This is a genomic window from Mycobacterium sp. pUA109, assembly GCF_041287095.1.
In the GTDB taxonomy this organism is placed as follows: Bacteria; Actinomycetota; Actinomycetes; order Mycobacteriales; family Mycobacteriaceae; genus Mycobacterium.
In genome coordinates, this window is record NZ_JBGGKS010000001.1 from 322,355 (window position 1) to 335,001 (window position 12,647).

A 12,647-nucleotide genomic window follows, 5' to 3' on the forward strand; every position below is an offset into this window, starting at 1 on the left:
CGGTGCGTTTCGCCGACGGTTCAGCCCCACCGGTGCGCCGAGCGCACCGCCCGCTCGCAGACGTCGCGCACCGCGTCCTCGTCGCCGGGCGGGCTTTGGCAGCCGATGCTGATCCGCACCGTGTCGTCGACCAGGATGACCCAGCCGATGTCGTGTCCGGGGCGCACTTCGCGGTAGGTCACCGCCGGCCGGTCGGCGTACCGCCCCGCGGGGTCGAAGTCGACGAAGACGCCGGGCGGCTGGTCGGCCAGCGCCCGCTGCAACGACGCCGCGGTGGCGCTCAGGGCCGGGTCGGCCAGCGGCGACTGGGTGACGTGCAGCGCGAGCTGCGGGTTGCCCGGCGCACTCAGCACCACCCGCGCCGACCCCGGCCCGGCGGTGACCCGCTGCATCGGCCACTGCGCGGGAACCTGCAGCGTGATCTGGCCCTCGACCAGAAACGTCGGCGGAGACACCGCGGCCACCGGGGTGTGGTGGCGCCCGCAGGTGGCCACCCCGCACAGCGCGGCGGCCAGCACCACGGCCGCCCCGGGCAGCGCCGCACGCCGGGGGCGGCGCGCCGGGGGTGGCGGACCGGGTTGGGGCTGGGTGTCGGTGATCGCGGTGGCCAGCGCGGTGTCGTCCAGCACGTCCACCGCCGCAGCGGTCGCGCGGAGGCGTGTGGCGATCATGGCGGCCAACGCCGGTGCGCCGCCCACCGTCGCCGGCGCGTCGATCAGCACCGTCGCGGGCGCCTCCGAGGTCATGGCGGTGAGGCGCCCGGCGACCGCCGCGGCGACCCGGTCCGGGGGGCCGGTGCGGGGCACGGCGGCGACGGTGGTTGCGGTGATGGCCACCAGCTGCGGCGCGATCTCCACGACGACGGCCGGTCCCGGTGCGGCCGCGGCCAGCACCCGGGCCCGGCACCGGGTGGTGACGTCCGCGGTGAACGCCAGCGCCGCGGTGCGCACCCGCCGCACCCGCGCCGCCGCCCACCAGGACGGGTGCACGATGAGCACCGCGGGCGCGGTGCCGCACAGGTTGCGCAGCATGGTGCGCCACAGCGCGTCGACGCCCACCGGCTGCGCGTGCACCAGCGCTACCGGATCGTCGAGCGCGTCCAGGGCCGCGGCCGCCGTTTCCGCGTCGACACCCGGCGGGTCGGCGGCGCCGCGGCCGAGCCGGCGGATGGCGCCGGGGCCGGCCTCGATCACCGCGGGCCGCGCGGTCACGGCGGCGGGGTCCACGCCACCTGGATGCGTTGGGCGCCGCCGCGGGTGAGCAGGGTGCCGCGGCCGGGCGGCAGCGGCACCGGTCGCACCGACCCCAGCAGCGGGCCGTCGTCCGGGTGTCCGCTGAGCATCAACCCCATCGCGCCCAGATCGCGCAGCCCGGCCAGCAGCGGCTCGAACATCGCCCGCGCGGCGCCGCCGGTGCGCCGCGCGAGCACGATATGCAGTCCGAGATCGCCGGCGTGCGGCAGGAATTCCAGGATCGGTGTCAGCGGGTTGCCGGCGGCGGTGGCCACCAGGTCGTAATCGTCGATCACCAGATACACCTCCGGCCCCGACCACCACGACCGGGTCCGCAGCTGCGCCGCGGTGACGCGGGCTCCGGGCATCCGCCGCACCAGCACCTCCAGCAGACCGGGCAGCAGGTCCGCCAGCGCGGCCGCCGACATCGCGTAGCCGCGCAGCCGGTCGCCCGCGACCACCCCCAGCAGGGCCCGCCGATAGTCGACGACGACCAGCTGCGCTCGCTCGGCCGTCGCGGTGCGGGTGATCTCCTGGCACACCGTGCGCAGCACCGACGTCTTGCCGCTGGCGGTGTCGCCAAGCACCAACAGATGCTGCTGCTGCCCGAACTCCAGTGCGACGGGGCGTAATTCGCGTTCGTCGAGCCCCACCAGGATGGTGTCGCGCCGCTGCTCGTCGGCCGCCTGCAGCACGGTGTGCCGGTCGATGAGGGTCGGCAGCAGCCGCACCGGCGGCGCCGCGGGGGTGTTGCGGTGGGCCCGCACCCGGTCGGGCCGCGGGACCGCGATCACCATGTGCAGCCCGTCGCCCGTCAGCCCGTGCCCGGCCTGGGTCGGCACCCGCTGCGCGCGACGCCGGTCCACCTCCGATTCGGCGGGATCACCCAACCGCAGCTCGATGCGGGTGCCGATCTGATCCTTCAACGCGGGCCGCAGATCCGCCCACCGGGCCGCGGACAGCATCACGTGCACCCCGAACGACAGACCGTGCCCGGCCAGCGCGGTGATCGCGGCGTCCAGCGCGTCGAAGTCGTGTCGTAGCCGCGCCCACCCGTCGACAACCAGGAACACGTCGCCGAACCGGTCGCCGGCGCAGCCGGGGTGGCCGTCCGCGCGCGCCCGCCGGTACTGGGCCATCGAGGCGATCCCGCAGGCCCGGAACCGGGCTTCTCGGCTGCCGACGATCGCCTCGAGTTCGGTGACCACCCGCTCGACCAGGTCGGGTTCGGCCCGGCCGGCCACCGCCCCCACGTGCGGCAGCGCACGCACCGATTCCAGTGCCCCGCCGCCGAAGTCCAGGCAGTAGAACTGCACCCGGGTGGGGTCGTGGGCGGTGGCCAGCGCGGTGATCACGGTGCACAACGCGGTCGATTTGCCCGACACCGGTGCGCCGATCACCGCGACATTGCCGGCGGCGCCGGACAGGTCGACCCGCAGCGGGGTGCGGCGCTGCTCGAGCGGCCGGTCGACGAGACCGATCGGCACCGCCAGACCGGCGGCGGGGTCCGCGGTGAGCAGGCTGTCCAAGGCCGGTGCCGCCCCCAGCGGCGGCAGCCACACCCGATGCGCCCGCGCGCCGTGCCCGGCCAGCCGGTCCAGCACGGTGTCCAGCAGCGTCTGCCCGCTGCCGCTGTCCGGTCGCCGCCGCACGGGTCCGCTGGCGGCGGCGGTGAAGGGGCGCACCGCGTCGGGCTGGCCGGTCGGGCGCGCGGCGACCACGGGGCAGGGCCCGGACACGTAGGCGCTCTGGAAGCGGATCAACTCCCCGGCCGCGGTCCGCAGGTAGCCGGCACCCGGGGTGGCGGGCAGCTCATGGGCGTCCGGGGCGCCCAGCACCAGCCGGGATTCGCTGGCGGACAGGGTTTTCAGGCAGATCCGGTACGACAGGTGCGAGTCCAGTCCGCGCAGCCGGCCCTCGTCGAGCCGTTGACTGGCCAGCAGCAGATGCATCCCCAACGACCGGCCGAGGCGACCGAGCGCACCGAACATGTCGACGAAGTCCGGGTGCTGGCTGAGCAGTTCGGAGAATTCGTCGACAATGATGAACAACGTCGGCAGCGCCGCCCGCCGGGCCCCCGCCCGGCGGGCGGCGTCGTAGGCGGCGACGCTGACGCAGCCGGCCGCCCGCAGCAGTTCTTGTCGCCGGGTCATCTCACCGGCCAGCGCGTCACGCATCCGCGCCACCAGCGGCGCCGCGTCGGCGAGGTTGGTGATGACCGCCGCGACGTGGTGGGCGCGCTCCAGCCCGAGAAATGTGGCGCCGCCCTTGAAGTCGACCAGTACCAGGTTCAGCTCGTCCGGGGAGTGGCGGGCGATCAGCCCCAGCGCGACCGTGCGCAGCAACTCGGACTTGCCCGATCCGGTGGCGCCCACGCACAGCCCGTGCGGACCCATCCCCTGCTCGGCGGCCTCCTTGATGTCGAGGTGCACGGTGGCGCCGGCGGCGGTGGTGCCGATCGGCACCCGCAGCCGGTCGTGCCGGGTGCGGCCGCGCCACGCCGCGGTCGGGTCGAATCCGGCGGGATCACCGAGGCCGAGCAGCGCCGGCCAGCTCGACCCGCCGGGCCCGCCGCCGGCCCGGTATCCGGCCAACCGCCGCGCGCACACCAGCGCATCGTCGGCGTCCAGGTGGTCCGGCCGGGCCAGGACGCGGTCGGTTGTGGCGTCGCCCAGCTCGGTCAGCGTCGCGCCGTCCACCCGCAGCCGCAGCCCGGCGATGCGCTCGCCGCCGGGGCCCACCTGCAAGACGGTCCGGCCGCCGCCGGTCAGCACCGGCTCACTGGGGTCGACCGTGACCCCGTCGAGCAGCACCACCAGGTGCGGCGACGGGGGCCGCAGCTCCCCCAGTGCGGCCTGCGCGCAATCCAGCGTCGGGTACATCATCCGGGCGGGTCCCGCGTCGTCGACCATCGTCGGATGCTGGTGGTGCGGCAGCCATTTCAGCCAGTCCCAGTCGTCGCGGCACCGGCCGGCGACCACCCCGGCGATCAGCAGCTGGTCCGGTCCGTGCCACACGGCGAGCTGGCAGAGCATCGCCCGCAGCAGGCCCCGCACCCGGGCGGGGTCGCCGGCCACCGCCACCGCGGCCAGCCCGCGCAGCGTGATCGTGATCGGGGTGTCCGGGACCGTCGCGTGGGTGTCCACGAAGCGCCGCACCGCGGCGGCGGTGACCGGATCGCGCCGGTGGGCGGGTCGGCTGCGCGGCGCGATCAGCCGGGTGGCCAGCGGCCGGGCGCCGACCCCGACCCGGATTTCGGTGAAATCCGGGTCGTCGCCGCGCCGCTCCCACATCCGGTCCCCGCCCACCACCGTCCACAACGCGGTCGGGTCGGGGTGGCGCCGCCGCAGCGCGGCGCGTTGTGCCGCAGCGGTGGTGGCCACCGTGCGGCGCAGCTCGCTCAGGTAGTCCAGGTAGTCGCGGCGGTCATCGTCGAGGCCGCCGCGGCGGCCGCGGGCGGATGCCGCGGCGACGCACACCGAGATCAGCATCAGCGCCGGGAAGATCGCGAACATCGGGGTGCGGGGGGTGACCGACCCGGAGCGGTACAGCGCCGCCGTCGCGCCGATCATGGCGACTCCCAGCACCACCGGCAGCAGTCGGGTCAGCAGCGCGCCCTGGGCCGGCGGCGGCACCTCCGGCGGTGCGGCGACCTCGAGGTCGCCGGCGGCGACCGTTGGTGCCGGGGTCCGCGCGGCCGGCACGAACTCGATGGTGGCGGGCGAGGTCATGGTGGCGCACACCGTAGGAACCGCCACCACTGCCCGCAAGTCAGCTGTGGATCGGCGCACACGCGGCGGGCTCGAACGGACTAGCGTGCCGAAAATCCGCATCGCGAAGGAGAACACGCTGGTGCCCGCCAACTCGAGCCTGCGTCGCATTTCGGTGCACGCCGACGCCGTCCACGTCGACCTGGCCGTGCCGGCCCAGCTGTCGATCGCCACCCTGCTGCCCGCGATTGTCGACATCGTGGCGGCCCGCGGTTACCGCCGCGACCACCCGACCGCGGCACCCTACCAGCTGACCCGGCCCGCGGTCGGCGCCCTGGATGCATCGAAAACCCTTGCCCAGCACGGTATCCTCGACGGAGCGGTGTTGGTGGTGACGCGTCCGGCGGACGCGCCACCGGCCCCGCGGTACGACGACGCCGCCGAGGCGGTCGGGGCGGCCGTGCACACGGTGACGCATCCCTGGACCCCGCGGACCGGGCGGCTCTGCCGCGCCGTGGTCGCCAGCTGGCTCGCCGCTGCGGGAGCGGCGCTGCTGGTGACCGCGGGGATCGTGCCGTCGGGCGGCCGAAACCTCGCGGCGGCAACCGGTGTCGCCGCCGGCGCCGCGGGCGTCGCGGTAATGGCCGCGGTGATCGCGTACCGGGCCCGACGCGATCCCCTGACCGGGGCCGCGTTGAGCCTGTGGGCGAGCGGGTTCGCCGCCGTCGCCGGGTTTCTGGCGGTGCCCGGCGGTCCGGGGCCGCCCAATGCGCTGCTGGCCGCGATGGCCGCGGCGGCGGTGTCGGCGTTGGTGGGCTGCCTGGCGGGCTGCGGCTCGGTCGCGGTGACGGCGGTGTCGGGGCTGGCGGTGCTCGTCGCCGTCGCGATGTTGGCCGCGGTGGCCGTCCGGGTGCCGCTGCAGGTGATCGGTGCGGTCACCGCCGCGGTGGCGGTGGGGTTGCTGCAGGCCGCCGGCTGGGTGTCGGTCGCGGCCGCCGGGCTCGCGCCGCGACTGGACACCGCGCCGCCGACGAATCAGCTGACCGCCCAGACGATTCGCGCCCACGGCACCCTGACCAGCCTGGTCGTCGCACTGTCGGTGGCGGCCGCGCTCGGGGCGATCGGGGCCGTGGTCGGGGTGCACGGCACCGGCCCGCCGCGCACCGCCGGGCTGCTGTTCGCGGCGGTGATCGGCGCGGCGCTGGTGCTGCGGGCGCGCACGCACACCGACCGACGTCAGGTGGTGGCCTTGCTGGCGGCGGGCACCGCCGCGGTCGGCGCCGCGGCCGTCGCGGCAGCGGCGGCGGTACCGCACGGGAGTTGCGTTGCCGCAGCTGGACTCGTCGCCGCCGCGCTGTGCATTTGCTGCGTTCCGGCGCCGTCGTGGTCGCCGGTGCTGCACCGGGTCGGGGAACGGGCGGAGTATCTGACGCTAGCCGCGCTGGTCCCGCTCACCTGCTGGGTGTGCGGGCTGTTCGGTGCCGCGCGCAGCATGGCCCTGCTGTGACCCGCTGGTGGGCCCCCGCCGCGGTGCTGCTCGGGCTGGCGCCGTGCCTGGCGACGCCCGGCTACGCGGTGTCGCCACCACCGATCGACGACACCTGGCTGCCCGCGCCGGCGCCGCCCGCACCGCCGCAGCCCACCGTGCAGCGCGAGGTGTGCACGGTGCCGGCCTTCGACCCGCAGCGCGGTGAGCAGCCCGGCCAGCTCGACGGCCTCGGCCTGCCGCAGCTGTGGCAACTGTCCCGCGGGGCCGGGCAGCGGGTCGCCGTTATCGATACCGGGGTGGCGCGGCATCGTCGGTTGACCCACCTGGTGGCCGGCGGCGATTACGTGTTCACCGGCGACGGCACCCAGGACTGCGACGGGCACGGCACCGTGGTGGCCGGGATCATCGCCGCCGCACCGGATTCCGGTGACACCTTCGCCGGGGTGGCCCCGGAGGCGACCCTGCTCAGTATCCGTCAGTCCAGCACCAAGTTCGGGCCGCTCGCCGACCCGGGGCGCCCGGGGGTCGGCGACGTCAACACGCTGGCGCTGGCGGTGCGCACCGCGGCCGATCTGGGTGCCACGGTGATCAACATTTCGTCGGTGGCGTGCGTGTCCGCCGAAGCGGGGCTCGACGACCGTGCGCTGGGCGCCGCATTGGCCTACGCGGTCGACGTGAAGGACGCGGTCGTGGTCGCCGCGGCCGGCAACACCGGCGGGCCGGGGCAATGTCCGGGGCAGCGGACCGCGCCGGGTTCCGACGGCGCCGCCGTGGCGGTGAGCCCCGCCTGGTACGACGATTACGTGCTGACGGTCGGCTCGGTGACCGGCGAGGGTGCGCCCTCCTCGTTCACCCTGGCCGGACCGTGGGTGGACGTGGCCGCCCCGGGCGAGGCGGTGCTGTCGCTGAGCCCGGTCGGCGACGCGATGGTCAACGCGGTCGGCGGCCACGCCGATCGGGGGCCGATTACCGGCACGAGCTACGCCGCCCCGGTGGTGAGCGGGCTGGCGGCGTTGATCCGGGCCCGCTTCCCCGCCCTGACCGCGCGGCAGGTGATGGCGCGGATCGAAGCCACCGCCCACCAGCCGCCCGGCGGCTGGAATCCCGTGGTCGGCACCGGCGTCGTCGATGCGCAGGCGGCGCTGAGCGCCGAGGCACCGACCGCGGCCGCGCCGCCCCGGTCGGCCGCGGTCCCGGTGCCGGTGACCCCGGCGCCGGCGCCCGCCGCGACCGACCGCCGCCCGCACGACACCGCGGTCATCGGCGCGGCGGTCTGCCTGACCGTGCTGGTGGTGGCGCTGGTCACCAGCCGGCTACGCCGGGTCGCTCGGCACGACGTCGCGGGCGACTAACGCGTGTTGGCGACTCAGCTCGGGCCCCTGCGGCAGTCCCACCAGCATCGGCCACGGCGCCGGGGTCGGCGGCGCCGTCAGGCCCAGGCTGCGTGCGGTGGCGTCGTCGGGGATGGCGAACCGGACGCCGGTGCCGGCGATGAGGTAGCGCACCCCGCTGGCGCGCACGTAGGCGGTGTTCCCCGGCGGCAGATACACCGCGTCCAGGGCCGGGCCCGCTCCGTCGGCCTGGGCCAGCGCCACCGGCGCCGCGCCGGGCGGCAGCGGCAGCGCCGCACCGGCGGACACCGTGGTTTCGGGGCCGCCCGAGGGCGGCTGCGCCCAGGTCACGCACAGCGTGGTGGCGCCGCCGACCGGGAACTCGGGCAGCGTGGCCGCCCCGGTTACCCGCGGCGCGGTGATCGGCGGCGCCTCGGGGACGGCGTTGAGCAACAGCGCGGACACCGTCGGCGGCGGCTGTCCGTCCCAGCGCAGCGCCCGCGTCACCGCCGGGTCGGTGAGGCTCACCGCCGCGCGCCGCCCGCCGTAGAGCAGGTAGGTCCGGCCCGCACCGCCGGGACCCGTCGTGACCAGCAGGCGACGCTCGGCGGCCAGCGGCTGCAACGGCCGGACCGGTCCGGCGATCACCGTGGTGGTCGGCGGCGAGCCGGCGTCACACACCGTCCAGCCCGATTCGGTGTCCGACAGCGGCGGCGCCAGCGCCGGGGGCGCGCCCGGAATACCCAGCAGCGGACCGCGTTTGGCGTGGTCGATGTCGGATTGGCGCACCCTGCGCGGACTGGCGGCGGTGGCCGCGATCAACCGCGCCGAGGCCAGGTTCAGCACCGGATGCAGCGTGTCGTCCACCCGGACGTACAGCGCGCCGGATTCGGCAGCCATCACAATGGGCGCACCGTCCAGTCCCGGGTGTGGCCGGACGAAGGCCAGTGCGGCGCCACCGAACACCATCAGTGCCGCCAGCAGACACCCGGTGGCCAATGACCGGACCCGGGCGGGCGGCTCCGCGGTCGCCACCTCACCGCCCCGCAGCGCCTGCTCGATCCGGCGCGACGCGAAGCGGTAGCCGCTGACCTGCAGCCGGGTGGCGGGTCGGCTCGTCACCGCCTAACCGTAGGCCGGCCGCCAGCACCGGGCCCGGCGTCGATCCACAGGTCAGTTGCTGCAGAGTTTCCGGCCGTTGGCGCCGCGCCGGAACGGAAAGTGCAGCGTGCGCCCCCGCACGTTCACCGGCGGCGCCATCATCAACAGATTTTCCAGCCGTTCTCCCGGACCATGTGATACGGCGCGTTGACGGTGACCCGTTGGGTCATCACCGTGGTCGCGGTGGCGGTGTCACCGGTGACGGTCACCGCGGTGACCGTCACCTGCATGGGTCCCCGCTCGGCCCGCTGATTCTTGATCATGTCGAGGTTGAAATTGCCCGCCCTGGCCGAGCAGATCTGGGCCATGAAACCGTCCCAGTCCTCCGCGTTGTAGGCGCCCGTCGACGCCACCACGACCTGACGGATCGCCGCGTCGTCGGCTCCGGTGTTCGACGCCGGTGCCGGTGGCTGCACCGGCCGGGGCGCCGGCGGCGGCGGTGGCGGGGCTTCCATCGGCAGCAGCGTCGCCGGGGCCGGTGGCGCTGGCTCGGTGGTTTGGGCCGCGGCGGGGGTGCCGGCGACCGCGCACGACGTCACCACGCTGGCCACCGCCACCGCACCGGCCACGCCCGCCGCGACGCCAGCAAATCTGCGCAAAGACCCGTTCAACCCCAACCCTCCCTGGCGGTGACGAGCACCGGAACACACAACCCACCCAGCCTAGCAACGCGCCGACCAGGCAGATACCGCATTCTGCGACCGCGCCGGGCCCCCGGTAATATCTGGCTGTGCACATCGACCAGATCGTTTCCGCGAAGCCCGGCCGCCGCGCCCGGCGGCGGTCCCGCAGTGTGCGTTGGACCGGCCTCGGCGCGCTGACCCTGCTCAGTGCCGGCACCCTGCTCGTCGCCCCGAGCACGGTTCCGTCGGCGGCCGCCGACGACTGCCCGGACGCCGAAGTGATCTTCGCCCGCGGCACCAGCGAGCCGCCCGGCGTCGGGCGGGTCGGTGACGCCCTGGTCGGGTCGCTGCGGGCACAACTCCCCGGCGAGAACATCGGGGTGTACGCGGTGAACTATCCCGCCGGCCGCCTGCAGTTGGGCGGCGGCGACGGCGCTAACGACGTGATTCGGCACGTCAAGGACATGGCCGGCAAGTGCCCGGACACCAAACTGGTGTTGGGCGGCTACTCGCAGGGCGCCTCGGTGATCGACATCGTCGCCGGTGTCCCGGTGGTCGGCGTGACCTGGGGCAGCCCGCTGCCGCCCGAATACGCCGACAACATCGCGGCGGTCGCGACGTTCGGCAATGCCGCCGACCGCGGCGGCGGCTCGCTGGCCAGCCAAAGCGCGCTGCTGGGTTCCAAGGCCATCGACATGTGCAACGCCAGCGATCCGATCTGCCACGAGGGCCCGGGCAACCAGTGGGAATCGCACACCGACGGCTACATCCCGGCGCTGACCGATCAGGCCGCCACCTTCGTGGCCGGCAGGATCCGGACCGGCCAACCGCATATCCAACCGCCCGAAGAACACATCAACTAAACTAGTTGCATCCCCTAATATTTTGATCCGCTAATATCAGAGCGTGACAAGACACCGGATGTTTGGGCGGTCCTTCAGCCGCAGCGTTGTGTTAGCGGGCGCCGTGGCCCTGGCCGCGGTGGTGATCGCACCGGCGGTGATGCCCGCGTCGATGCTGCCCCGCGCGGCGGCGGCCTGCCCCGACATCGAGGTGGTGTTCGCCCGCGGCACCAACGACTCACCCGGGGTCGGACGGGTCGGCAACGCCTTCATCGGGGCGCTGCGGTCCCAGGTCGGCGGCCGATCCGTCGGCGCCTACGGGGTGAACTATCCGGCCAGCTACGACTTTCGGGCCGCCGCGGATGGTGCGAACGACGCCAGCGCCCACATCCAGGACATGGCCAACAACTGCCCGGACACGCGGCTGGTGCTCGGCGGCTACTCCCAGGGTGCGGCGGTGATCGACGTGGTCGCCGCAGCGCCGGTGCCCGGCCTCGGGTTCAGCGCGCCGCTGCCCCCCGAGGCCGCCGATCACGTTGCCGCGGTGGCGGTCTTCGGGAACCCGTCGAACCGGTTTGGGCAACCGCTGACCAACAGCCCGGTGTACGGCGGCCGGACCATCGACCTGTGCTCCGACGGCGACCCGGTCTGCTCGGACGGGCAGAACTTCAGCGCGCACAGCGCCTACACCCCCGTGCTGACCAATCAGGCCGCCGCGTTCGTCGCCGGCCTGGTCTGACAAGCGACGCGGCGGTGAGATTGCGGCCGGGGTCGTGGATGCGGCCGGATCCGCAGCCCTGAACGCAATTTCGACGGCGGCGCGGGGTGCCGCGCCATCTCACCGGCGGCGCAGGTCGCGGGTGATCACGGTGCGCGCCGCCAACTCGCCATCGGGCGGGTAGTCGACACCCACCAGGGTCAGGCCGTGCGCCGGGGCGGCCGCGAAGTCGCTGGACCGGTGGGTGGCCGCCAGCAGCGCGGCGCACCAGTCCGGGCTGCGGCGACCGGCGCCGACCGCCAGCAGCGCCCCCACCAGGGAGCGCACCATCGACCAGCAGAACGCGTCGGCGGTGACATACGCGGTGACCTGGTCGCCGTCGTGGGTCCACTGGAGGCGCTGCAGGTCACGAATCGTGGTGGCGCCGGCGCGGTGTCGGCAGAACGCGGCGAAATCGTGCAGCCCCAGCAGGTTTCGTGACGCCGCGTTCATCGCGTCGACGTCCAGGGCCCGCGGCCACACCGTGACGTAGCGGGCCTGCTGCGGGTCCACCCCGTAGGGCGCCGTCGATAACCGGTAGACGTAGTGGCGGCGCAGCGCCGAGAACCGGGCGTCGAACCCGGCGGCGGCGCGGGCGATCTGGCGCACCCGGACGTCGGCGGGCAGCAGCCGCCCCAACCGGCGCACCAGCGGCAGGAATTCGGGGTCACCGCTGCGCGGGGTGCGCGGATAGGCATGGGTCACCGCGGCCGACGGGATGTCGACGTGGGCGACCTGACCGGTGGCGTGCACGCCGGTGTCGGTGCGTCCCGCGGCGAACAGCCGCACCGGGGTGCGGAACACCGTGGACAGCGCCTCGTCGAGCACGCCGGCCACCGTGCGCTGGCCGGCCTGCACCGCCCAGCCGGCGAACTCGGTGCCGTCGTAGGCGATATCCAGCCGCAGCCGAACAGCCCCGTCGGTCACGAGATCAGGACTTGTCAGCGTCCCCGTCGGTGTCCGCGGTCGCCTCGGCCGGCGCCTCGACGGCCTCGGCCTCAACGGCCTCGGCGGGCTCCTCCACCGGGGCCTCGGCGGCCGGTTCGGGTGCCTTCTCCGCCGCCGGCTGCGACGCCGCGACCCGCCGCGCCCGGTCGGCCTCAGAGGTCACCGTCTTCTCCCGCACCAGTTCGATGACGGCCATCGGGGCGTTGTCGCCCCGGCGCGCCTCGACCTTGATGATGCGGGTGTAGCCGCCGTTGCGGTCGGCGAAGTGCGGGCCGATCTCGGCGAACAGCGCGTGCACGACGTCCTTGTCGCGGATCTTCTTGAGCACCTCACGCCGGTTGTGCAGCGCGCCCTTCTTGGCGTGGGTGATCAGCTTCTCCGCGTACGGCCGCAACGCCCGGGCCTTGGCCTCGGTGGTCTTGATCCGGCCATGCTCGAACAGCGACGTGGCCAGGTTCGCCAGGATCGCTTTCTGGTGCGAGGACGACCCGCCGAGGCGAGGGCCCTTGGTGGGCTTGGGCATTGCTGGCTTCTCCTAAATGGGGCCGGCCCCC

General features: G+C 74.6%; 10 protein-coding genes. 4 read left to right on the forward strand and 6 right to left on the reverse strand.

The genetic code is table 11. The features are described 5' to 3' along the window. Positions 1-20: 20 nt before the first annotated feature. Together ACAG26_RS01655 and eccCa are read right to left on the reverse strand one after the other, a co-directional pair. Complete coding sequence (locus ACAG26_RS01655) at positions 21-1,226, reverse strand: type VII secretion-associated protein (RefSeq protein WP_370478548.1); 1,206 nt, start codon at positions 1,224-1,226, stop codon at positions 21-23. Further along, on the reverse strand, positions 1,208-4,963 hold the full coding sequence (gene eccCa / locus ACAG26_RS01660) for a type VII secretion protein EccCa (protein ID WP_370478550.1): 3,756 nt from the start codon (positions 4,961-4,963) through the stop codon (positions 1,208-1,210). The genes ACAG26_RS01655 and eccCa overlap by 19 nt, the downstream gene beginning before the upstream one ends. Before the next feature lie 85 nt (positions 4,964-5,048). Between eccCa and eccD the strand changes: the two genes are divergently transcribed. Further along, positions 5,049-6,449 carry a type VII secretion integral membrane protein EccD gene (gene eccD, locus ACAG26_RS01665; RefSeq protein ID WP_370478552.1) on the forward strand — a complete coding sequence of 467 codons (1,401 nt, stop codon included), beginning with the start codon at positions 5,049-5,051 and terminating at the stop codon, positions 6,447-6,449. Further along, a complete protein-coding gene (gene mycP, locus ACAG26_RS01670) occupies positions 6,446-7,783 on the forward strand; it encodes a type VII secretion-associated serine protease mycosin (protein ID WP_370478554.1) in 1,338 nt (445 codons plus the stop codon). Before eccD ends, mycP begins: the two co-directional genes overlap by 4 nt. Here mycP and eccB read toward each other — a convergent pair. Then, complete coding sequence (gene eccB / locus ACAG26_RS01675) at positions 7,745-8,884, reverse strand: type VII secretion protein EccB (RefSeq protein ID WP_370478556.1); 1,140 nt, start codon at positions 8,882-8,884, stop codon at positions 7,745-7,747. The genes mycP and eccB overlap by 39 nt on opposite strands. A gap of 140 nt (positions 8,885-9,024) precedes the next feature. Then, a complete protein-coding gene (locus ACAG26_RS01680; RefSeq protein WP_370478558.1) occupies positions 9,025-9,534 on the reverse strand; it encodes a hypothetical protein in 510 nt (169 codons plus the stop codon). A 182-nt stretch (positions 9,535-9,716) separates the two neighbouring features. On the opposite strand from ACAG26_RS01680, the gene ACAG26_RS01685 reads away from it, so the two are divergent. After that, complete coding sequence (locus tag ACAG26_RS01685; RefSeq protein WP_370478824.1) at positions 9,717-10,409, forward strand: cutinase family protein; 693 nt, start codon at positions 9,717-9,719, stop codon at positions 10,407-10,409. Positions 10,410-10,467: 58 nt separating this feature from the next. Next, positions 10,468-11,127: a cutinase family protein gene (locus tag ACAG26_RS01690; protein WP_370478826.1), complete on the forward strand. Its 660-nt coding sequence runs from the start codon at positions 10,468-10,470 to the stop codon at positions 11,125-11,127. A 99-nt stretch (positions 11,128-11,226) separates the two neighbouring features. Here ACAG26_RS01690 and truA read toward each other — a convergent pair whose 3' ends face one another. Together truA and rplQ are read right to left on the reverse strand one after the other, a co-directional pair. Beyond that, positions 11,227-12,090 carry a tRNA pseudouridine(38-40) synthase TruA gene (truA, locus tag ACAG26_RS01695; protein WP_370478829.1) on the reverse strand — a complete coding sequence of 288 codons (864 nt, stop codon included), beginning with the start codon at positions 12,088-12,090 and terminating at the stop codon, positions 11,227-11,229. Continuing rightward, positions 12,077-12,616, reverse strand: coding sequence for a 50S ribosomal protein L17 (gene rplQ, locus ACAG26_RS01700; protein WP_370478560.1), 540 nt, complete (start codon positions 12,614-12,616; stop codon positions 12,077-12,079). The genes truA and rplQ overlap by 14 nt, the downstream gene beginning before the upstream one ends. Positions 12,617-12,647 lie beyond the last annotated feature (31 nt).